Raw genomic sequence first — 20779 nt, 5'->3', positions numbered from 1 at the left:
TCTTCTTTCAGTCTTGTAGCTTCACCAACAAGTTCCAGACCTACGTTCTGAACCTTGCCGTATCTCTGTTCCATTACTACAAAAATACCTTTGCTCATTGGGTTTGCCTCCTAAATCTATTTCAAAATCAGATAATGAATTTTTCTTCCAGCTTCTTCACGATTGCATCAACCGCTTCTTCGGGTGTCAAACCATTCAGAATGGTACCTGCGCCCTTCACTTCTTTTGTGAAGGATTTGAATACGTTTGTAGGGGAACCCTTCAGACCAATCATATCCAGTTCCAGGTCGTCCTTCAGGTCTTCAAAGCCCAGAACCTTGATTTCTTTCTGGTATGCATCGAAAACGCCGCCGATGGACATATATCTGGGTTCTGCCAGCTCAGCGATAGCTGTCAGCAGGCAGGGTGTTTTTACCTTTACGATGTGGTAACCATCTTCAAACTGTCTCTTTACAACAACATGATCTTCTGCTGCTTCTACAACTTCTTCTACATAGGAAACCTGAGCCAGGTGCAGCTTCTCAGCAATCTGGGGACCAACCTGAGCTGTGTCACCGTCGATAGCCTGACGACCTGTGATGATCAGATCATAGCCGATGTGCTTCAGCGCTGCTGCAATGATGCCGGATGTAGCATAAGTATCGGAACCACCGAATTCTCTTGCGGATACCAGGTAAGCATCATCACAACCCATAGCCAGTGCTTCTCTCAGTGCAACGTCTGCCTGAGGGGGGCCCATGGAAACAACTGTTACTGTGCCGCCCAGCTGTTCTTTGATTCTCAGTGCAGCTTCGATACCTGTCTTGTCGTCATGGTTGATGATAGAGGGTACACCGTCACGAATCAGTGTGCCTGTTTTGGGGTCAATCTTTACTTCAACTGTATCGGGAACCTGTTTGATACAAACTAAAATCTTCATGGATTTTTTTCTCCTTCCGTTCTCTTATGTCAAATTATTTCAGTTTCATCCAGCTGGAGATAACCATCTTCTGAACTTCAGATGTACCTTCGTAGATTTCTGTGATCTTCGCGTCACGCATCATTCTTTCTACGGGGTAGTCTCTTGTATAACCATAGCCACCGAACAGCTGCAGGCATCTTCTTGTGATATCGCTTGCTGTAGAGCCGGCAAAGTATTTGCACATTGCAGACAGATGGCTGTAAGGCTTGCCTGCATCCTTTGTTGCCGCTGCTTCATAAACCAGCAGCTTTGCAGCCTCTGCTTTTGTAGCCATATCTGCCAGCTCGAACTGTGTATTCTGGAACTGACCGATCTTCTTGCCGAACTGTCTTCTTTCCATTACATATTTCACACATTCATCGATTGCACCCTGCATGATACCCAGAGCCTGAGAAGCGATACCGATACGGCCGCCATCCAGTGTCTGCATTGCAATCTTGAAGCCCTGACCTTCTTTGCCCAGGATGTTTTCCTTGGGGATTCTGCAGTTTTCAAAAATCAGATCGCAGGTTGCAGAACCGCGAATACCCATTTTTCTTTCCTTCTTACCAACGGAGAAGCCGGGTGTGCCTTTTTCTACGATGAAAGCAGAAATGCCCTTATTGCCTTTAGATTTATCTGTCATAGCGATAACTACATAAATATCAGCGTAGCCTGCGTTTGTGATAAATACCTTTGTACCGTTCAGAACATATTCGTCACCATCCAGAACAGCTGTTGTCTGCTGCATGGAGGAGTCTGTACCCGCACTGGGCTCTGTCAGACCGAATGCACCGATTTTTTCGCCCTTTGCCAGGGGTACCAGATATTTCTGTTTCTGTTCTTCTGTACCGAAGTAATAGATAGGACCTGCACACAGAGATGTGTGAGCGGAAACGATAACTGCTGTAGTTGCGCATACCTTACCCAGTTCTTCAACTGCCATTGCGTATGTCAGATAGTTGCCGCCTGCGCCGCCGTATTCCTTAGGGAAGGGAATGCCCATAAAACCGTATCTAGCAAGTTTGGGAATGCTTTCTACGGGGAATCTTTCTTCTTCGTCAAGTTCTTCTGCCAGAGGTTTGATTTCCGTTTCAGCGAATTTCTTGTACATTTCTCTCAGCAGTACCTGCTCCTTAGAATATCCGAATTCCATAAATTTGTTTCCTCCTTTAAACATTTGCTTGTGTCTTTAGACATAGATTGTCTTTTTCGTTGTGAGACAAGGCTCACGCTTTATATAGATGAAATCCTCGATTTTTTCGATTTTTTCACACTATCCTAGTATAATGTACTTTTTTCTGTTTTACCAGAGTGTTTTTTTAAAAAAACTAAACAATTTTCAGGGGGCTCTGCATATCAACAAAATTGACAATAAAGACCCCCCTGAATTCCCCTAATTATGCTCTTTTTTTGTTATATTCTTCTAATTCCAGAATTGCATCCTTAATCATAGCAGGTGTGATTTCGTAAGGAACCACATCCAGGTCATATCTCTGTACTGCCAGCTCCAGTACGGGATCCAGCTCGTCAACCTCGATTTCCAGGTCAGCCAGCTTTGTAGGCAGCTCCATGCCTTTGTAGAAGTCGAAGAATCTTTCCAGCTTGTCATACTGCTTATCCAGTGTCAGCAGCAGCAGTGTGCCGTAGGAAACAACCTCGCCGTGTTTGTGTCTTGCTTCAATCTGAGGCAGTGTTGTGCTTGCGTTGAAGAAAGCGTGTGCCAAGGATGTGTTGTATTTTGCAGAGTCAACCATGTTGGAAACCATACCTGTGTTGATGAAGATGTTCAGTGCAACCTCTTCGATTGCCTTGGATGCACGGTTGTTTCTGCAGTCCTCCATTGCCTGTACGCCATATTTCAGCAGAGGCTCTGTGCAGCATGCTGCCAGTGCAACGCCTGCCTGTTCCTCCAGTGTCAGCTCATGATCTCTGCCTCTTGCGGAGAATCTTACCTCTGTTTCCTTACTCATGCCATCGCCGATGCCTGCCCACAGGAATGCAGCGGGTGCTTCTGCGATAACCTTTGTAGAGATGAAGATATGTACGGGGGGTCTGTCCACGCGGAAGAAGGTGCGGAACTCATGGTTGGGGTAGTAGTAAATCCCCAGCGCGGAGTTACAAGCGCATGTAGATGCAATGGTGGGGAATGTGAAGTAAGGCTTATTCATTCTGTGTGCCAGCAGCTTACCTGTATCGATTGCCTTGCCGCCGCCCAGACAGAAAATCATATCTGCATTTTTCACGATTTCATTCTGTTCCAGTTCATCTACAGCCTCGAAGGATGCTTCACCGGGGAACAGGATATAATCAATCTTTACAATACCGTCCTGTGTTGCTTCATCCAGATATTTCTTTGTTGCATTGATAGAAATTTCATCACTGATAACAACAGCCTTTGTACCATAGGGAGAGCATACCTTGTCGATTTCCTTGTAAGCATTTTCACCTGCGGAATAGCCGGGGAAAAATACAGTATTGTTTGCCATAATTACATTCCTCCTAAAAAATTTAAATTCTCAAAAACTTCCTCATTATTTTGAACAAAAACTTTTCATACCTGCCAAGCAGGCTCCTCTTTGTACACAGCGGAAATACATTCCGTTGTTATACAAATAAAGTATATGTAAAAAACCTTTATTTTTCAATCAATTTCGCAAACAACAAATCATCTTCGGAACAATGAACAAGAAAATATGGCTTTTTCTTCCTTTTTTTGCTGAAAATTTGTTCATTTTTGTTGCTAATTTCACAAAATTAAACCTTATGTTTAATTTTTTTAAATTACTTCTATACGAAGGATTCCCCTCTCTCTCCCACACTTTGCACAAATAAAAAATACCAATCCCACGAAAAGCCTGGTATTTTTTTTATTGCATCCTGCAAAATGAGATTTTTCTGTCTCATTTTCCGATTAAATTCTGTCTGAAAACAGGCACATACATCAACCTTGCACCCCTTCTGACACTTTCCATCAGCGAAATGCTTCTCACAGAAACGCGCATCGGCTCCACCCGAACGCCTCTCTGCACATCAGTAAAATTCCGCTGTGGCTCCACCTCTCTGCCAAGGGTGATATGCGGGCTGAGTCCCTTTCTCTCCCTCGCAAAGCCCTGCTGCTCCAGAGATTTTTCCAGCGTGCTGAACAATCTTTGCAGATGATTGCTTCTTTCAATCCCTGCCCATAAAATTCCCTTGTTCCCTCTCGGAAAAAAGCCGATTTTATCTATCGTCATCGTAAAGGGACGATTGCGGCGTGCCGTTTCGTAAATTGCCTCATGCAGATAATCCAGATCCTCCTCCTGCACCTCTCCCAGAAAATGCAGCGTCAGATGAAAGTTCTCCTTCGGTGTATAATTCCCCCTGCGGCAAAGCTTCTCTGCTTCTGCCTGCACCTCTGCCAGCTGTGCTTTGGTTTCCTCCTCCAGTTCAATCGCAATAAATGTACGCAAGCGTATCCACCTCCTTTTCTCAAGAAAAGCTCTGCACAGCCTTATCTCGCAGGACTGCACAGAGCCTTTTCCTTCCTTAAAATACTATTATTTTACCAGTGCCAACGCCTTCTCTACTACGTTTTCTACCGTAAAGCCAAAGTCCTTGAACAGTAAGCCTGCGGGTGCAGATGCACCGAAGCCGTTCATGCAAATCATGTCGCCATCCAGACCGGTATATCTCTGCCAGCCGAAGTCAGCCGCCGCTTCCACAGCCAGTCTTGCTCGCACATTCTTAGGCAGTACACTTTCCTTATACGCCGCATCCTGTGCCTCAAATACCTCCCAGCAGGGCATGGAGATGACTCTTGCCTTTACACCCTTTGCCGCCAGCTCGTCTGCCGCCTTGTAAATCAGCTCCACCTCGGAACCGGATGCCATCAGCAGAACATCAGGTGTACCCGCGCAATCCTTCAGCACATACGCACCCTTCAGTGCGTCCTTGCCTGTGCCCTCCAGTGCAGGCAGATTCTGTCTGGAAAGAATCAGTGCGGTAGGTGTTTCTTTGCTGTGCAGTGCAGTATACCAAGCCGCCGCGGTTTCTCTTGTATCACAGGGACGGAATACATTGTAGTTGGGCAGGCTGCGCAGCATTGCCAGATGCTCAATGGGCTGATGGGTAGGGCCATCCTCGCCAACGCCGATGCTGTCATGTGTCAGAATACTGATCACAGGCAGACCCATCAGTGCTTCCATTCTCAGCCCTGCCTTCATGTAGTCTGCGAATACAAAGAAGCCTGCAATATAAGGTCTTACGCCCCCATGCACAGACATACCGTTTGCGATTGCTGTCATCGCAAATTCGCGGATACCGAAATGCACATTAGAGCCTGCGGGGTTTTCCTTGCTGTAATATTCTCTGTCCTTCATCTGAGATTTATTGGAGGGTGCGAGGTCAGCAGAGCCGCCAAACAAGTTCGGCACTACCTTTGCCACCTTCTGCAATACCTTCTCGGATGCCGCTCTGGTTGCAAGGTCGCCCTCGTTCTTCCAGAAGTCCTCGTCATTGAGCAAATCAGCCGCCAGCTCGTCGCTGTGCCACTGTGCATATTCCTTCGCCAGTTCGGGATATTTTTCTGCATACGCGCGGAACATTTCATTCCATTCTGCTTCCGCCTTTGCACCCTCTGCCGTGATTGCCGCAACGTGCGCCTTCACCTCTTCAGGAACAAAGAATTCCTTGTCGGCATAGGGCCAGCCCAGGTTTTCCTTTGTCAGCTTAATTTCTTCCTCGCCCAAAGGCTCGCCGTGCGCAGAAGCCTTGCCCTGCTTATTGGGTGCGCCGTAGCCGATTTTTGTTTCAATCTTGATGATGGAGGGCTTGTCGGATTTCTTCGCTGCCGCAATCGCTGCCTGAATTGCGTCAACATCATTGCCGTCCGCAACCTCCTGTGTGTCCCAGCCGTAAGCCTCAAAGCGCTTCAGCACATCCTCGGCAAATGCGGTTGCTGTATCGCCTTCAATCGTAATATGGTTGCTGTCATACAGTACGATAATCTTATTCAGACCCATTGTCCCTGCCAGAGAAGCCGCCTCGGAGGCAACGCCCTCCTGCAAGCAGCCATCACCGCAGAGTGCGTATGTGTAATGGTCTACCACCTTGAATTCGGGTGTGTTGAATTTTGCAGCCAGATGGCTTTCTGCCAGTGCCATACCAACCGCATTGGCAATGCCCTGTCCCAGAGGGCCTGTTGTCACCTCAACCCCTGTTGTATGCTTATATTCGGGGTGGCCGGGTGTCAGGGAATTTCTCTGACGGAAGTTTTTCAGATCCTCAATCGTCAGCCCATAGCCAAACACATGCAGCAGGGAATACAGCAGTGCAGAGCCGTGTCCTGCGGAAAGAATAAATCTGTCTCTGTCATCCCAGTTAGGGTTTGCAGGGTTTGCTTTCAGCTCCTTTGCCCACAGGGTATATGCCGCAGGTGCCGCGCCAAGGGGCAGACCGGGGTGACCGCTTTTTGCCTTCTGGATAGCCTCTGCCGCCAGAAAACGCAGGGTATTGATTGTCAGGTTGTCCATGTTATTCATTTGGTTTTCCTCCAAAGGTTTCAATTTCTTCTTTGCTGTTTTAAAACGATCTTATTTCTTGGGTACGGATTCCCAGTCCTTCAAAAATCTTTCGATACCGATATCTGTCAGAGGGTGCTTTGCCATCTGAATCAGCACGTTATAAGGGATGGTTGCGATATGGCAGCCTGCTCTTGCCGCATCGATTACATGCAGAGGGTTACGGATGGATGCCGCGATAATTTCTGTTTCAATACCGTGGATATCAAAAATATCAACGATTTCTTCGATCAGTGTCATCCCGACAGAGCCGATATCGTCTACTCTGCCCAGGAAGGGGCTAACGTATGTAGCACCTGCTCTTGCCGCCATCAAAGCCTGTGTAGCGGAGAAAATCAGTGTCACGTTTGTCTTTACGCCCTCTGCCGCCAGAATCTTAACCGCCTTCAGGCCCTCCAGTGTCATAGGGATTTTGATAACGATATTCTTATGGATTTTCACCAGCTCTCTTGCTTCCTTTACCATACCCTCGTGGTCAAGGCTGATGACCTCTGCGCTGATGGGGCCGTCTACAATGGTTGTGATTTCCTTTACCACCTCAACGAAATCTCTGCCCTCCTTCGCAATCAGGGAAGGGTTTGTGGTAACGCCGCAGATTACGCCCAGATCGTTTGCCTCTCTGATGTGGTCAACATTGGCTGTGTCAATGAACATTTTCATGATGCTTGTCTCCTTTTTTATCTTATCTTTTTTATCAGTATCCATTTCATCCGGCACCCTGCCGAACGCACATAATATGCTGATTTTATTTTACGTCATGCACGCAATAAAATCAATGCTTTTCCGTTTTTCTGCTAAAGAAACGAAAAACAGCAGAAAAATTCTCCTGCTGTTTTCGCCCCTGCGTGATGTTATTCTACCTTCAATCTGCCCTCCTGCACCGAATCAGTTGCCTCAATCGCCATTTCTTCCGTCTGCACATCGCCGTTTGTCACATGAGAGCGGTCTACCAAATAGGTATATTTCAAGCCGTTTTCATCCTCCGCCTTGAAGTAAACCTCAATGTACTGTCCTTCTTTTACCTTAAACGCCTTTTCAATCGTGTAGGTGTAGCGTGTCAAAGACACATCGTCTATTTCTGCCTGCATCTTATGCTTCTGCACCCGTTTTCCGTCCACATAAATCTCGACTGTGGGATTTTTCAGCGTCAGGCTCTTGTCCTTCTGCATCATCCAGTCGCTCGGCTGCACCTCAACCTCAACATTCCCCGAAACGCTTGCCTCACTGCCGCCGCCTGTCCATGTAAATGTGCTGTAAAAGTCTCCGCTAAAGAAAGGATATACCGCACCCGATACGCCCGTTTCGCCTAAATCAGAAGGATATTCCATGTCCCCTCTTTGCAGGATTGCCGTAACTGCCGCAACCTCGCAGAAGGGTATTTCCTTTTCCGCCGTAAAGCTATGGTCTGCACCTGCCGCCGCATCAACGGCAATCTTTTCGCCGCCATCGCAGGAAAGATAGAACTGCAAGGAGGTATCCCCCGTTTTCCATTCCTTCGGCATTGCCGTCATGCGAAGCGTCACCTTTTTCTCCTTCAGATTTGCCGCTACAATCTCCACACTGCTCTCCTGCAAGGGGTTATCCGCTTCCGCCAAGCTGCTCGCAATGCCGTCTTGGATATTGCTGATGCTGTTCCACATCTGCGATTCTATATTCTGGCATCTGTTGTTCATGTTTTGCGCTTCCCTGCGGATGAGCGCTCTTGTCTGCATCCCCTGTAAGAAAACCGCAATCAGCAGAATGATCACACAGCCGTAAAAATCCCTGCGCGTCACAGGATACTGCTTCTTTTTCTCCTGCTTTTCGTCCTGTCTTTCCTCCGGATGTTCAAGCCTTTTTTCTTCCATACGCGCCTCCTTTTTTATTTCAGCCAGTTTTTCACAACGTCCTTAATTTCATTTTTCTCGCAGACGTTCTTATGCAGAATCGGTCTATGCTCCAGTCCCACAATGGGCGCAGGCACCGCAACGCCGCTGATTCTTTCCAGATCTGCCTGCAATGCAAAGGCATCCCCATCCGCATATTTCGCATCCAGTGCTGTCATTACGTCCTTTGTGAATTTATACGGGCTTGCGGTGGAAACAATCACCATCGGCGTATTGTCGCCGCTCTCCGCCTTATATTTCTGATATGCCGCATAAGCAACTGCTGTGTGCGTATCCATCACATAGCCTGTTTTTTCGTAGAAATCCTTGATTGCCGCAAAGGTTTCCGCCTCTGTTGCATATTCGCCGCTGATTTTCTTTTCTGTTATCTCCGCATGGTAAACGCCGTCCCTGTTCAGGCTTTCCATTTCCGACTTTGTCGCAGCCTGTCCGCCCATGTGTGCCAGCAGACGTTCCAGATTGCTGGAAATCAGAATATCCATGGAGGGAGAAACCGTTACATGGAAGGCTCTGTTTTTATTATATTCGCCTGTGCGGAAGAAATCGTACAGCACCTTATTGTCATTGGATGCACAAACGAAATGCCCCACAGGCAGTCCCATCTTCATGGCATACCAGCCTGCAAGAATATCCCCGAAGTTCCCTGTCGGTACAGTAAAATTCAGCGCCTCGCCGTTTTTGATTTCGCCCATGCGTACCGCCTGCAAATATGCCCAGAAATAATATACAATCTGCGGCACCAGTCTGCCGATGTTGATGGAGTTCGCCGAAGAAAATTGGAATCCCTTCGCCGCCAGCTCCTGCTCCAGCGCCTTATCTGTGAAAATGCTCTTTACCGCCGACTGCGCATCATCAAAGTTCCCCTTGATCCCCACCACGCAGGTGTTTGCACCCTCCTGCGTATTCATTTGCAGCTTCTGCACGGGGCTAACCCCATCCTCTGGGAAGAATACCATAATTCTTGTACCCTCCACGTTTGCAAAGCCCTCCAGTGCCGCCTTGCCTGTATCGCCGCTTGTCGCAGTCAGAATCACAATCTCCTTATCCAGACCGTTCTTTTTCGCCGCCGTTTTCATCAGATAGGGCAGTATGGAAAGTGCCATATCCTTAAATGCCAGTGTTCTCCCGTGGAATAATTCCAAAAACAGTGCATCGCCCTTTTTCACCACAGGCACAATCTCAGGTGTATCGAATTTCTCATCATACGCCCCCCTGATGCACGCCTTCAGCTCCTCCTCCGTGAAATCCAAAAACTTGCTGAGCACCTCATACGCCAGCTCCTGATAGCTCAGCTTGCCCAGCTCCTCCAGGGATTTCTCCATTTTGGGAATCTCCTCCGGAATATACAGTCCCCCATCGGGACAAATCCCCCGCAGAATCGCCTCGGACGCTGTCGCCTTGATGCTTCTGTCTCTTGTACCGATATATGTCAATGCCATTTGTTCCACTCCTTCTTTTTCTTTTATGTCTGCTTATGATAGTTCTATTTTACAGGCGATTTCGCATTTGTCAACAGGAATCAGCCAAATGTCTGTCTATTGTACACATTTTTATTCCCATTTCCAGCTGACAGCGTATTTATTCTTCAAGCGTCCCTTCTGCCGTTTTGCCCAGCCAAGCGGAAACCCGTCCACGCAAACCAGCGTCCAGCCATCCTTGCCTTCCGCCTCAACCGTTTCCCCCTTCAAATATCGAATCACCCGTTCATCCTCCAGAGAAAAATCCGCCGTATGCTTCACTTCTTCCCTACGCAGTCCCATTGCAAATGCCTGCGAAGGCTCAAACCGCCCCTTTTTCAGCGTTCCAAGCATCCATCCCGTCCGCAGTACGCGCAGCTTTTCCAGCTTCGGTGTCCCTTCCGGCAGAAGATACAGCCCCTCGCCGTAAATTTTATAAATTCCCTTCGGCTTCTCCTGCAAAACCTCCTTTGCAAAGTCCCCAAAGGCATCCATTTCCTTTGTCCATCCGCCGCTTTCCGCAGGAATCGCCTTGCCCTCTGCCGCCTCCTTCTTTCGCAGCAGTGCCAGAAAATGTCCCTCGCCCTTCAGCCTGTGCGGATAGAGTCTAGCGCAGTCCGTATACGGTGCAAGCCCTTCCGCAAAGCCGTTTTTCTTTGCAATCGGCATCAGCTCAAATTCGGGATGGCGTTCCAGAAAATCGCCAATGCTTTTTTCGTTTTCCTCCGGCGAAAAGGTACAGGTGGAATAAAGGAGCATCCCGCCTGTCTTGAGCATCGGTGCGCATGCCTCCAGAATCTTCGCCTGCTCACTGCGGCAAAACGCAAGCATCTCCGCATCCCAGCTTTTCACCATATCCGGCTCCTTACGGAACATTCCCTCGCCGCTGCAAGGCGCATCCACCAGAATCTTATCAAAAAAATTCGGCAGCCGCTCCGCAATCCGCTCCGGCGTTTCGCTCATCACAATCGCATTGCGTATTCCCGCAAGCTCCACATTTTTCAGAAGCGTTTTCGCCCTGCCTGCACTGATGTCATTCGCAACCAGAAGTCCCGTTCCGCCCAGTCTTGCGCCAAGCTGCGTGGTTTTCCCTCCGGGTGCGGCACAAAGGTCAAGTACCCTGTCCCCCTTCTCAATCGGCAGCGTTGCCGCAGGGCTCATGGCACTTGGCTCCTGCAAATAATACAGCCCTGCATGGTAATACGGATGCTTGGCAGGGCGTTCTGCTCCGTCATAATAAAACCCCGTTTCGCACCACGGCACAGGTCTAAGAGAAAATACTCCCCTCGCCGCCATTTCCTCTGCGGAAAGCTTCAGCGTATTCACGCGCAGTCCGCAAAATCGCTCCTCGTCAAAAGAAGCGAGATATGCGTCATATTCCGCCCCCAGAAGTGCTTTCATTGTTTCGATATATTTTAAAGGTAGCTTCATCGTTCTTCTCCTATCGTTTTTGTTTGATTTTATCATACCGAAGCCATGTCGGTTTTACAAGTAAAATTCATTTTTTCTCTTTACAAACCGCCTCGCTTCATACTAAGATAAGCAGTAAGAAACCCATGAAAGGAGTACAGCACTATGGGAAAAGATATCTGGAAACCGGGGACTGTCATTTATCCCGTCCCTGCCGTTATGGTCTCCTGCGGCACAATGGAGCAGAAAAATATCATCACCGTAGCATGGACAGGCACTGTCAACAGCGACCCTGCCATGACCTACGTTTCCATCCGTCCGAGCCGCCATTCCTACAATATCATCAAGGAAACGGGCGAATTTGTCATCAATCTGGTTACGGAAAGGCTAGCGTATGCCTGCGATTTCTGCGGCGTGCGCAGCGGCAGAGATTTGGATAAATTTGAAACCATGCACCTCACCGCAAAGAAGGGCGAAAAGGTCAATGCACCCATCATTTATGAAAGCCCTGTAAATATTGAATGTAAGGTAAAGGAAATTATCCCCCTTGGCACGCATGATATGTTCCTCGCGGAGGTTGTTTCCGTGCAGGTCAGCGATGAATATTTAGATGAAACAGGCAAGTTCCATTTCGACCGTGCAAAGCCTATCTGCTACTCGCATGGCGCGTATTACGGTCTGGGCAGAAAAATCGGCACCTTCGGCTATTCCGTCCGCAAAAAAGAGGAAACCAAACCCGTCAAAAAACCCGAAAAAAAGCCTGCAAAGGGCAAAACGAAAAAATCATCCGTAAAGAAAAAAGCAAAGAAAAAATAACAGCAAAAAGGTCTCTTGGATATTTCGTCCAAGAGACCTTTTATTTATGCCGTTTCCTTGATTTCTGTTTTTTCTGTTTCTTCTGCTTTATCGGCATTTTCTGCTTCAACTTCTTCCGCTTCCGCCGTTTCTTCTGCTTCCTTTTCGGCTTCTGCCCCCAGAACCGCCTCCACCAGCTGTTCTACATTGCCTTCCTCCAGAGCAGTCTCCTCCACATCGGGTGCATCCGTCTCCGCAATGCCTGCCTCGGCATCCCTTCTGTCCTGCTCCTTCTGCAAAATATTTCTGCCGACCATGAATAGCAGCACCGCAATCACCGCAGGGGGAATTGCCGTCAATGCCATCCGCACCAGCCGCAGCTCCTCACTCCAGCGGAAGAACGGCAAAAATACGCCATAAATCATCGTATAAAGTGCCGCAAGCAGAATCAGCACGCCTGCCAGTGTTTTCTTTTCCTCAACGCGTTTCAGTGGGTCGCTCTTCAGGAACGCAACCACCGTATCCCAGCAATCCTGATCCTCAAATTCGCGGATTTCCTCAGGCAGCTTTGCAACATGGAAGGTATCGAAAAAGCAGTAGCACCAGATGACGGGCAGCAAAAACGCAAGGAATTTCCATCCAATCGTCAGCGTCAGCCCCGTAACCGCCGTAAAAAGCGCCATCACCATTGTCCCTTTCTTCATCATGCCGAAGTACATATAGCCACCGCCGGGCCAAAGGGCACAAAGAAATATCTGTATTTTTTTCCTGTCGATATTCACTTGCCTGCCTCCTTATAGAATCCGCCTCGGACAAAACGCAATATAATCCGCCGCAATCAGCGCGTAATCAATGCCTTCCCGTTTTCCTTCAAATGCCGTTTTATGGCTTGCCGCGCCATGCAGATGCCCATAAATCACCTTTTTGATGGGATATTCCCGAAATAACGCCGTAAATGCAGAATCCTCCTGCTTATCATTCATCGGCGGAAAGTGCATCATGAGTATGATTTTTTCCGCACCATCGCGCATGGCAGCATCCAGAGACAGCCTGAGCCGCACCTGCTCCCTTTCATAAATCTTTTTATCCTGCTCCGTAAACTGCACATCATTCGGGCAAAGCCAGCCCCTTGTACCGCAGATATGCCAATCCTCATATCGATCAAAATTGTTTTTCAGAAACCGCATTCCGGGGTATCTCGCCTCTAATTTTGAGGAGGATTTCCACCAGTAATCATGGTTGCCGCCAAGCAGAATTTTTCTCCCCGGCAGGCTGTAAATCACATCCAAATCCGCCGCCGCTTCATCAATCCGCATCCCCCAGGAAAGGTCTCCCGGCAAAAGAACAGTATCTTCTTCGGTGATATGTTCCTTCCAGCTTGCGATGATTTTTTCACTGTGATTCTTCCAGTTTTCCCCAAAAATATCCATGGGCTTATCCACGGAAAAGGCAAAATGCAGGTCTGCAATGGCAAAAAGTGCCATTTTCTCCCTTCCTTTCTTATATCCGATAAACCTCCACCAGCACATTCAGTCTTTCGTTGAATTCGCGCAGTTTATCAATATCGTTGCTGTTCCATACATCCGAAAATTCCTTATTGATGGCGCTCATATCCTCCAGACTCAGCATAAAATGCAGCTTCCGGATGTTATCCAGAATATTCGAGGTCATCTTTCTGCGGATTTCATTCAGCCGCTGTGCATTCGTGATTTCCTCGCGAATCGTAGACATTTCCTGATCCAGATGGAACGCCGCCTCCGCGCAGTTATGCAGTCTGTCCTGCAGCTCCTGCGGGATGTTGCCGCTGTATTTATACCGCAGGGAATGCTCCGCCGTTGCCCAGAAATTCATAGCGTTTGTGCGAATCTGAATTTCCGCGAAAACCTCCTTCGGCCCCAGCGCTGTGCTGAGCGGATAGCGGATGATGATGTGGTAGCTGCGGTAGCCGCTCGCCTTCGTATTTGTTATGTAATCCTTCTCCTGCACGATGGTCATATCCGTGCGGGAACGCACCATATCAACCACCTTTTGGATATCCTCCACGAACTGGCAGAGAATGCGAATGCCTGCGATATCCTCGATTTCCTCCTCGATATGCTCGGGGGCGATATGCTTTCTGCCTGCCTTATCCAGAATACTGGCAGGGGTTTTCAGCCTGCCCGTGACAGAATCGACAGGAGAATAAATGCCTAAATGTCGACATTCTTTATCCAGATTTTTGAACTTTAGCAGCAGCTCCTCCACCGCCTGCTCATAGGGATAAAGTAATTCTTTCCAATTTATAATTTCCAAAGGGGTTCCTCCTTCGACTAAATTGCCATATCTCTTCCATTTTATTATACTACAAAATCCTGCGGCTATGCAACGGGAGATTCTTTGAAACTAGGCGAAAATATGCCAAAATTCGGCAGCTGTCCGCAGGGTGTCCACTTTTGCGGACTTATGGACAGAGTGGACACCGAGTGGACACCTCTTTTCAGCCGTTTTTGCAGATGTGTCCACTGTGTTTTTCCACTGATTCTTCGCTCCGATTTCAGCATTTCGATTGCAGCGTTTCGATTTCAGTGTTCCAGTAATCCCCTGACCTCTTTTTCCGTTCCTGCCGCCAGAGCCCTTCGCGCAAGCTCCGCAGTCTGCTTTGCGGCAAGCCCCCGCACCTGATAGCGCACCGCCGCAATTTCATTGGATACCATGCTAAATTCATCCAGACCCATGCCAAGAAGGAGCGGCACCGCTCTTGCATCTGCCGCAAATTCGCCGCACATCCCAACCTCCTTGCCCTCCTTATGCCCTGCCGCGATTACCTTTGCCACCGCACGCAGCACCGCAGGATGAAAGGGGCTATAAAGCTTGGTCAGCTTTTGGTTGCCGCGATCTGCCGCAAGGATATACTGTGTTAAATCATTCGTGCCGATGCTGAAAAAATCAGCCTCCTTCGCCAATTCCTCCGCTATAAAAGCCGCCGCCGGCGTTTCTACCATGATACCCGTGCTGATGCTTTCCCGAAACAGCAGCTTTCGCTCGCGCAGCTCCGCCTTACATTCCTCCAAAATGGCATTTGCTTTACGAAATTCCTCTACGGAAACAATCATGGGGTACATGATGCGGATATCCCCGAAGGCGGCGGCACGCAGGATCGCCTTCAGCTGTGTTTTGAACACATCGCGCATATCCAGACAGAAGCGAATGGCGCGCCACCCCAGAAACGGATTTTCTTCCTTTTCAAACTGATAATACGGCAGGTTTTTATCCCCACCGATATCCAAGGTGCGAATGGTAATCGGCTTTTTCAGCATTTCCGCCGCTTGCTTATAAATTTCAAACTGCTCCTGCTCTGTCGGGAAGCGGCTGCTTTCCATATATAAAAACTCACTGCGGAACAGACCGATGCCCTCCGCGCCATGCTTTTTCGCCAGTTCAATATCTCTGAGACTGCCTGCATTGGCAAAAAGCGCGACCTGCCGCCCATCCGTTGTAGCAGCAGGCAGGCGGTTCATCTCCTTCAGCTTCCGCTTCACCTCCTTTTCCGCCTGCTGCTTTTCCTGATACGCCGCCTGCGTTTTGGCATCGGGAGAAAAAATCAGCCGCCCATCCTTTCCATCCAGAATGACGGCTTCGCCCTCCCGTACCTTTTTCAGAATCCCTTCCACCCCCAGAAGGGCAGGAATTTCCAGACTGCGCGCCAGAATAGCAACATGGCTGGTCGCGCCGCCCTTTTCCGTCACCATCCCTCGGATGTATCGAAAATCCATCTGAGCGGTATCGGAGGGATGGAGCTCCTCTGCAAAAAGAATGGCCTTCTCGGTGATATTCCGAAGGGAGGTCTCCGAGACCCCCTTGAGTGCCGCCATCATCCGCCGGCATACATCACGCACATCTGCCGCACGCTCACGCAGATAGGCATCCTCCAAACTTTCGAGCATCCCGGAAAGCTCCTCTGTTTCCTCCTCCAACGCCCACTCCGCATTTTTCCCTGCAGCAATTCACGCCGCTCCGCCGCCAAATCCGGCTGCTTCAGCAAAACAGCCTTTCCGATGGCAATGCCGCCGCTCTGCTGCTCCGTTCTGATTTCTTCCATGCTTATCCCTCCAGACTTATCCCTCCAGAATCGCCAGAAAGGCTTCCAGTTTTTCCACAGAATGCTTATCCCCTTCGCCATCCGCAGAAAGCACAAGCTCACTGCCCTCCTTTGCCCCCAACGCAAGAAGCTGCAGGATGCTGTCTGCCGCGGCTTTTTTGCCGTTATGCTCCAAATAAACCTTGCAGGGCAATTCCTTCGCGAAGGCAACCAGCTCCGATGCCGGACGCGCATGCAGCCCCGTCCGATTTTTTAAAACCACTTTTCGTTCTATCATTTCTTTTCCCTCCCGAAAATCATTTTTCTTAGTTTCTCTGCTTTCCCGAAAAATATGAGCCATTCTCAAGGAATCGGCTTTTTGAGAATCTTTTTCACATAAATTCCCTAGGAATTGCTTGACATTCTTTTTTCCGCATGCTATGATAGGCGCATAAGTTAGTTATGGCTAACTAATCTTTGAAAGGAGGTCATCCTCATGAGCGTTGTCATTGTAGGCGGACATGACAGAATGGTTCGTCAATACATGGATATCTGTAAAAAATTCAACTGTAAAGGAAAAGTATTTACACAGCTACCCGGCAATTTCAAGGGACAGATTGGTCAGGCGGATTTGATTATCCTTTTCACCAGCACTGTTTCCCACATCATGGTAAACGGCGCAGTACAGGAGGCAGAAAAAAACAATATTACCATTGAGCGCAGCCACAGCAGTTCTTCTTCTGCATTAAAGCGCATTTTGGGTCAATATTGTTGTGCCTGAGTTATATTTTTCACCAAAAGTTAGTAACAGCTAACTAATAAGGAGGTATTTCATGTCTGATTTTGAAAAAGACCTGTTATATTTTGCCTCCCCCGCCCTTTTGGGCAGAAAGCAGGCAAACCTGTTTTCCTTTTCGATCAACTGCCTGACAGACTATCGCAAGGAAATCGACAGATATAAAAAAGATCTTGCCCCCCTGGGCATTTCCGTTGAATATCTTTACTGCAAAAAACAGCGGGTATATCTTCTTGTTTACCGCAAGGATATGATGCTGCATTATTTCAAGCAGCCCGCTGTAAAGGAATTCCTCATCAAGCAGGGATACCCCAAAACGCCGGATGAGGAAGCCTCCCTTTATGAAACCCTGTGCATCCTGCGCAAGCGTATCATTCAGGGCGCAGAATTTCCGCACGAGATCGGGTTCTTCTTCGGCTATCCCGCAGAGGACGTTTTCGCATTCATTCGCGAAAAAGGGCATAACTACAAGCTGGTTGGCGACTGGAAGGTTTACGGCGACGGCAAGGCCGCCCTGCATACATTCCGCAGCTATGCCAGATGCAGAAAAAGACTCTTGGAGCAAGCTTCCGCAGGTGCAGATATTGTGTCTCTTTTGACACCGGCACGCACCGGCGCAGCGATATAAAAAAACACAATTACATCTCAAAAATTACATCTTAGGAGGCAAAACATTATGAAAAAAGCAGTTATCTATTGGAGCGGCACAGGCAACACAGCAGCAATGGCAAGTGCAATCGCAGCAGGTATGGGCGAAGGCACAGAGCTGTACTCCGTAGATCAGTTCACAGGCGATATTGCAGAATATGACAAAATCGCTTTCGGCTGCCCCGCAATGGGTGACGAAGTTCTGGAAGAAGGCGAATTTGATCCCTTCTTCTCCTCTATCGAAGGCAAGCTGGGCGGCAAAAAGGTTGCTCTGTTTGGTTCTTACGGTTGGGGCGACGGACAGTGGATGCGCGACTGGGCAGAAAGAACAACAAAAACAGGCGCGAACCTGTATGACGATGGTCTGTTGGTAAACGGTTTCCCCGATGCTGATGCAAAAGTGCAGTGCACAGCATTCGGCGAAGGCTTCGGCGCATACTAATTCGTTAGATAGCATCTGACTCAGATGTTTCTATAAATCTTCGGCAGATGCCGAAGGTAAAAAACTCCTCAAATAAACTCTCTTAAATTTAAACTCTATTATCTCTCTAAAAACGAAAACGAGTCCGCATGGGCTCGTTTTTGTTATGCTTTTTTCGGGATGCTCTCCCCTGCTCATGCTCCCACCCTCTTAACTTCCCTGCTCTTCGCGCTTTGGGGCGGTGTACTGGATCGGTGGTGGTGTTCTTCCCTCTTGTTCCGCTGCGAAAGAGGTGTAATGTTTTGGATGATTGGGATGGGGATTTATTCAGCCTCCCTGCGGCTGTCAGAGAGACTTTTGGGTTTGGATGACTGCGAAAGTCGGGTTGCGCCGAGAACGCCTGTCAGAGAGGGAATTACAGCGCGGACAGGGCGTGCCTTCTCTGCAAAACGGACATATAAAATGCCCCTCACAGGAAATTCCTGCAAGGGGCGGAGAGAGGATTCGATATTTATTTTTCTGTATGACAGTCACAGCTGTGGTCAGAATCACCGGGGTGATGCTTCTGGCAACGTGTGGAATAGGGGCAACCTACGCATGCACCTTTCTTTTTCTCTTTTCTGATGTAGAACAATGCTGCACCAATAATAATTACCACTAATAAACCAACGATAATATCTATCATACTTATGACTCCTTCTTATGCGAACTTATGCGCTCTTTGCGCTATTGCTCATGTTATTGCCAAGCGCATATTCCTTTGCAATACTCTTGTTTGCTTTCACAATCAGATGTGCAATGAATGCAGCGATCAGGATAACCACAATCAGGCCGGGGATGAAGCCATTGCCCAGAGAGCCGGTTGTGATCAGTGTACCAATCTGGTATACGAAGAATGCGATTGTGAAGCCTGTTGCAAACTGCAGACCAATGCCGCCGAACAGCCACTTTTTGCTCTTGATTTCAGAGTTCATCGCACCCATTGCCGCGAAGCAGGGAGGTGTATACAGGTTGAACATCAGGTATGCCAGAGCAGCTACCTTTGTCAGACCCATAATGGTTGCAACCTGATTGCCGCCGCCTACCAGTGCCAATTCCTCTGTATCAATGAAGTTTGTTACACCATAGCAAACTGCCAGCGTACCAACTACGTTTTCCTTTGCGATAAAGCCTGTGATTGCTGCTGCTGCCAGCTGCCATGCGCCGAAGCCCAGAGGAATCAGCAGAACTGCAAAGGGAGAAGCGATAGAAGCCAGAATGGAGGTATGCTCCATGCCCTCTTCTACCAACTGCAGCTGCCATGTGAAGGACTGCATAATCTGTACGACTGTGTTACATACCAGAATTACAGTACCGGCTTTTACGATATAAGCCTTACCACGAGAGCACATGGAATAGAATGCTCTTTTCAGGCTGGGGATTTTGTATTCGGGCAGCTCCATAATGAAGAAGGATTTTCTTACCTTATGACCTGCGATTTTGTTAATCAGCAGTGCGCCGACAAAAATCAGAATAATACCTACGAAGTACATCAGGGTACCAACCCAGGATGCGTCTGCGAAGAATGCACCTGCGAACAGCGCGATTACGGGCAGCTTTGCACCACAAGGCATGAAGGATGTCAGCATTGCTGTTACTCTGCGTTCTCTTTCGTTTCTGATGGTACGCGCCGCCATAACACCGGGGATTGCACAGCCGGTACCGATAACGAAGGAAATGACGGATTTACCGGACAGACCAACCTTTTTGAAGATGGGGTCCAGAACCATGGATACACGCGCCATGTAGCCGCAGTCCTCCAAGAGAGCCATCAGGAAATACATTACCATTACCAGAGGCAGGAAGCCGACAACGGCACCAACACCGCCGACGATACCATCTGCTACCAGTGCCTGCATGAAGGGAGATGCGCCGGAAAGCTTATCTGCAACGAAGCCCTGGAAGGACTCAATCCAACCTGTCAGAATATCTGCCAGATAGGGCCCCAGCTGAGACTGGGAGATATTGAATACCAGGAACATAACCACAACGAAGATTAAGATGCCGCCGATGGGGTTTGTCAGAATGGCATCCAACTTATCCTGACTGTTTTTCTCTCTTGTCAGAATTTTTCTTGTTTCCACCTGCTTTACAACGCCGTTTACAAATTCAAAACGCTTTCTGTCGGATTCTGTAACTGCGTTCTTATCGGTCAGGTCTACATTGCCTTCCCAATAGGGTGCCTTCTGTTCTTTGCCCTTCTGCGCTACGGCTGCCTTTACAACCTCCAGAAGCCCCTTATCGGATGCGGTAACGGAAACTGTTTTGATAACGGGGCAGCCCAGCTTTTCGGACAGCAGCTTTTCATCAATCTTTGTTTCCTTCTTTTCGTTGATATCACTCTTGTTCAGTGCAACAACAACAGGAATACCCAATTCCAGCAGCTGTGTTGTAAAGAACAGAGAACGGCTCAGATTTGTTGCATCCACGATATTGATAATAACATCGGGATGTTCATTTTTAACATAGGTACTTGTGATGCTCTCCTCAGATGTGAAGGGAGACATGGAGTAAGCACCGGGCAAATCGACTGCAATCAGTTCCTCTGCGCCATCATAGAAATTCTTCTTGATGTGAAATTCTTTTTTGTCTACCGTAACACCTGCCCAGTTACCAACACGTTCATTTCTACCTGTGAGCGCATTGTACATGGTGGTCTTACCGCTGTTGGGATTCCCCGCCAATGCAATTCTCATTTTTCTGTTCCTCCTATGAGCTTTTGATCTTCTTTCTACTCCTTTAGTTTTCCCGCTTCGGTTAGCTGAATCT

At 48.4% G+C, this 20779-nt stretch carries 21 protein-coding genes; 4 read left to right on the top strand and 17 right to left on the bottom strand.

The window, feature by feature from the left end; translation table 11 throughout:
- Positions 1 to 127 precede the first annotated feature (127 nt).
- The 9 genes from GPK49_RS05810 to GPK49_RS05770 all read right to left on the bottom strand — a co-directional run bounded on the left by GPK49_RS05810 (position 128) and on the right by GPK49_RS05770 (position 11275).
- Positions 128 to 919 (bottom strand): electron transfer flavoprotein subunit beta/FixA family protein, encoded by a 792-nt coding sequence (locus tag GPK49_RS05810; protein WP_016406921.1) that lies wholly within the window; start codon positions 917 to 919, stop codon positions 128 to 130.
- A 34-nt stretch (positions 920 to 953) separates the two neighbouring features.
- Entirely contained in the window at positions 954 to 2096 is a 1143-nt protein-coding gene (locus GPK49_RS05805; protein ID WP_016406922.1) for an acyl-CoA dehydrogenase, read from the bottom strand.
- Between the two features lie 244 nt (positions 2097 to 2340).
- Entirely contained in the window at positions 2341 to 3429 is a 1089-nt protein-coding gene (locus tag GPK49_RS05800) for an iron-containing alcohol dehydrogenase family protein (protein WP_215677005.1), read from the bottom strand.
- A 414-nt stretch (positions 3430 to 3843) separates the two neighbouring features.
- A complete protein-coding gene (gene thpR / locus GPK49_RS05795; protein ID WP_215677004.1) occupies positions 3844 to 4392 on the bottom strand; it encodes an RNA 2',3'-cyclic phosphodiesterase in 549 nt (182 codons plus the stop codon).
- A gap of 87 nt (positions 4393 to 4479) precedes the next feature.
- Positions 4480 to 6462 carry a transketolase gene (gene tkt, locus GPK49_RS05790; protein WP_215677003.1) on the bottom strand — a complete coding sequence of 661 codons (1983 nt, stop codon included), beginning with the start codon at positions 6460 to 6462 and terminating at the stop codon, positions 4480 to 4482.
- Between the two features lie 51 nt (positions 6463 to 6513).
- Positions 6514 to 7161, bottom strand: coding sequence for a fructose-6-phosphate aldolase (gene fsa, locus GPK49_RS05785; RefSeq protein ID WP_016406926.1), 648 nt, complete (start codon positions 7159 to 7161; stop codon positions 6514 to 6516).
- Positions 7162 to 7352: 191 nt separating this feature from the next.
- Positions 7353 to 8348: a hypothetical protein gene (locus GPK49_RS05780; protein ID WP_215677002.1), complete on the bottom strand. Its 996-nt coding sequence runs from the start codon at positions 8346 to 8348 to the stop codon at positions 7353 to 7355.
- A 14-nt stretch (positions 8349 to 8362) separates the two neighbouring features.
- Complete coding sequence (gene thrC, locus GPK49_RS05775; protein WP_215677001.1) at positions 8363 to 9826, bottom strand: threonine synthase; 1464 nt, start codon at positions 9824 to 9826, stop codon at positions 8363 to 8365.
- A 111-nt stretch (positions 9827 to 9937) separates the two neighbouring features.
- Positions 9938 to 11275: an RsmB/NOP family class I SAM-dependent RNA methyltransferase gene (locus GPK49_RS05770; RefSeq protein WP_215677000.1), complete on the bottom strand. Its 1338-nt coding sequence runs from the start codon at positions 11273 to 11275 to the stop codon at positions 9938 to 9940.
- Between the two features lie 144 nt (positions 11276 to 11419).
- Between GPK49_RS05770 and GPK49_RS05765 the strand changes: the two genes are divergently transcribed.
- A complete protein-coding gene (locus tag GPK49_RS05765; RefSeq protein WP_215676999.1) occupies positions 11420 to 12070 on the top strand; it encodes a flavin reductase family protein in 651 nt (216 codons plus the stop codon).
- Between the two features lie 44 nt (positions 12071 to 12114).
- Here the strand turns inward: GPK49_RS05765 and GPK49_RS05760 are convergent, their stop codons facing one another.
- The 6 genes from GPK49_RS05760 to GPK49_RS05740 form a co-directional block, all read right to left on the bottom strand.
- Entirely contained in the window at positions 12115 to 12831 is a 717-nt protein-coding gene (locus GPK49_RS05760; protein WP_215676998.1) for a hypothetical protein, read from the bottom strand.
- A 12-nt stretch (positions 12832 to 12843) separates the two neighbouring features.
- Positions 12844 to 13533: a metallophosphoesterase gene (locus GPK49_RS05755; protein WP_215676997.1), complete on the bottom strand. Its 690-nt coding sequence runs from the start codon at positions 13531 to 13533 to the stop codon at positions 12844 to 12846.
- A 16-nt stretch (positions 13534 to 13549) separates the two neighbouring features.
- Positions 13550 to 14341, bottom strand: a complete 792-nt coding sequence (locus GPK49_RS05750; protein ID WP_215676996.1) for a GTP pyrophosphokinase — start codon at positions 14339 to 14341, stop codon at positions 13550 to 13552.
- Positions 14342 to 14610: 269 nt separating this feature from the next.
- Complete coding sequence (gene ptsP / locus GPK49_RS05745) at positions 14611 to 16002, bottom strand: phosphoenolpyruvate--protein phosphotransferase (protein ID WP_444876941.1); 1392 nt, start codon at positions 16000 to 16002, stop codon at positions 14611 to 14613.
- Positions 15900 to 16127, bottom strand: coding sequence for a hypothetical protein (locus tag GPK49_RS12920; RefSeq protein ID WP_318283849.1), 228 nt, complete (start codon positions 16125 to 16127; stop codon positions 15900 to 15902). The genes ptsP and GPK49_RS12920 overlap by 103 nt, the downstream gene beginning before the upstream one ends.
- A gap of 16 nt (positions 16128 to 16143) precedes the next feature.
- The gene (locus GPK49_RS05740; protein WP_178275488.1) at positions 16144 to 16404 is read right to left on the bottom strand and encodes an HPr family phosphocarrier protein; all 261 of its coding nucleotides are present in this window, start codon (positions 16402 to 16404) and stop codon (positions 16144 to 16146) included.
- Between the two features lie 198 nt (positions 16405 to 16602).
- Here GPK49_RS05740 and GPK49_RS05735 point away from each other — a divergent pair, with 198 nt between their 5' ends.
- From GPK49_RS05735 to GPK49_RS05725, 3 genes are read left to right on the top strand one after another with little or no spacing between them, the layout of a single operon-like run.
- Positions 16603 to 16887: a DUF2325 domain-containing protein gene (locus GPK49_RS05735; RefSeq protein ID WP_016406936.1), complete on the top strand. Its 285-nt coding sequence runs from the start codon at positions 16603 to 16605 to the stop codon at positions 16885 to 16887.
- Between the two features lie 52 nt (positions 16888 to 16939).
- A complete protein-coding gene (locus tag GPK49_RS05730; protein WP_215676995.1) occupies positions 16940 to 17530 on the top strand; it encodes a DUF3793 family protein in 591 nt (196 codons plus the stop codon).
- 48 nt (positions 17531 to 17578) lie between these two features.
- Positions 17579 to 17992, top strand: a complete 414-nt coding sequence (locus tag GPK49_RS05725; RefSeq protein ID WP_215676994.1) for a flavodoxin — start codon at positions 17579 to 17581, stop codon at positions 17990 to 17992.
- A 490-nt stretch (positions 17993 to 18482) separates the two neighbouring features.
- Here the strand turns inward: GPK49_RS05725 and GPK49_RS05720 are convergent, their stop codons facing one another.
- On the bottom strand, positions 18483 to 18656 hold the full coding sequence (locus tag GPK49_RS05720; RefSeq protein WP_016406939.1) for a FeoB-associated Cys-rich membrane protein: 174 nt from the start codon (positions 18654 to 18656) through the stop codon (positions 18483 to 18485).
- Between the two features lie 25 nt (positions 18657 to 18681).
- Positions 18682 to 20706, bottom strand: coding sequence for a ferrous iron transporter B (feoB, locus tag GPK49_RS05715; RefSeq protein WP_016406940.1), 2025 nt, complete (start codon positions 20704 to 20706; stop codon positions 18682 to 18684).
- Positions 20707 to 20779 lie beyond the last annotated feature (73 nt).

Source organism: Clostridium sp. MCC345, from assembly GCF_018785345.1.
Classification (GTDB): Bacteria; Bacillota; Clostridia; order Lachnospirales; family Anaerotignaceae; genus Anaerotignum_A; species Anaerotignum_A faecicola.
Note: the sequence above shows the minus strand (reverse complement) of the source record. Positions and strands in the feature narration are given on the sequence as shown.

What these genes read in the sequence shown, in the direction of transcription:
- GPK49_RS05810 (WP_016406921.1), bottom strand. Translation starts at nt 919, where the DNA reads ATGAAGATTTTAGTTTGTATCAAACAGGTTCCCGATACAGTTGAAGTA.
- GPK49_RS05725 (WP_215676994.1), top strand. Translation starts at nt 17,579, where the DNA reads ATGAAAAAAGCAGTTATCTATTGGAGCGGCACAGGCAACACAGCAGCA.
- GPK49_RS05730 (WP_215676995.1), top strand. Translation starts at nt 16,940, where the DNA reads ATGTCTGATTTTGAAAAAGACCTGTTATATTTTGCCTCCCCCGCCCTT.
- GPK49_RS05720 (WP_016406939.1), bottom strand. Translation starts at nt 18,656, where the DNA reads ATGATAGATATTATCGTTGGTTTATTAGTGGTAATTATTATTGGTGCA.
- tkt (WP_215677003.1), bottom strand. Translation starts at nt 6,462, where the DNA reads ATGAATAACATGGACAACCTGACAATCAATACCCTGCGTTTTCTGGCG.
- thrC (WP_215677001.1), bottom strand. Translation starts at nt 9,826, where the DNA reads ATGGCATTGACATATATCGGTACAAGAGACAGAAGCATCAAGGCGACA.
- GPK49_RS12920 (WP_318283849.1), bottom strand. Translation starts at nt 16,127, where the DNA reads ATGGAAGAAATCAGAACGGAGCAGCAGAGCGGCGGCATTGCCATCGGA.
- GPK49_RS05740 (WP_178275488.1), bottom strand. Translation starts at nt 16,404, where the DNA reads ATGATAGAACGAAAAGTGGTTTTAAAAAATCGGACGGGGCTGCATGCG.
- feoB (WP_016406940.1), bottom strand. Translation starts at nt 20,706, where the DNA reads ATGAGAATTGCATTGGCGGGGAATCCCAACAGCGGTAAGACCACCATG.
- GPK49_RS05805 (WP_016406922.1), bottom strand. Translation starts at nt 2,096, where the DNA reads ATGGAATTCGGATATTCTAAGGAGCAGGTACTGCTGAGAGAAATGTAC.
- fsa (WP_016406926.1), bottom strand. Translation starts at nt 7,161, where the DNA reads ATGAAAATGTTCATTGACACAGCCAATGTTGACCACATCAGAGAGGCA.
- GPK49_RS05780 (WP_215677002.1), bottom strand. Translation starts at nt 8,348, where the DNA reads ATGGAAGAAAAAAGGCTTGAACATCCGGAGGAAAGACAGGACGAAAAG.
- GPK49_RS05770 (WP_215677000.1), bottom strand. Translation starts at nt 11,275, where the DNA reads ATGAAGCTACCTTTAAAATATATCGAAACAATGAAAGCACTTCTGGGG.
- GPK49_RS05755 (WP_215676997.1), bottom strand. Translation starts at nt 13,533, where the DNA reads ATGGCACTTTTTGCCATTGCAGACCTGCATTTTGCCTTTTCCGTGGAT.
- GPK49_RS05765 (WP_215676999.1), top strand. Translation starts at nt 11,420, where the DNA reads ATGGGAAAAGATATCTGGAAACCGGGGACTGTCATTTATCCCGTCCCT.
- GPK49_RS05800 (WP_215677005.1), bottom strand. Translation starts at nt 3,429, where the DNA reads ATGGCAAACAATACTGTATTTTTCCCCGGCTATTCCGCAGGTGAAAAT.
- GPK49_RS05735 (WP_016406936.1), top strand. Translation starts at nt 16,603, where the DNA reads ATGAGCGTTGTCATTGTAGGCGGACATGACAGAATGGTTCGTCAATAC.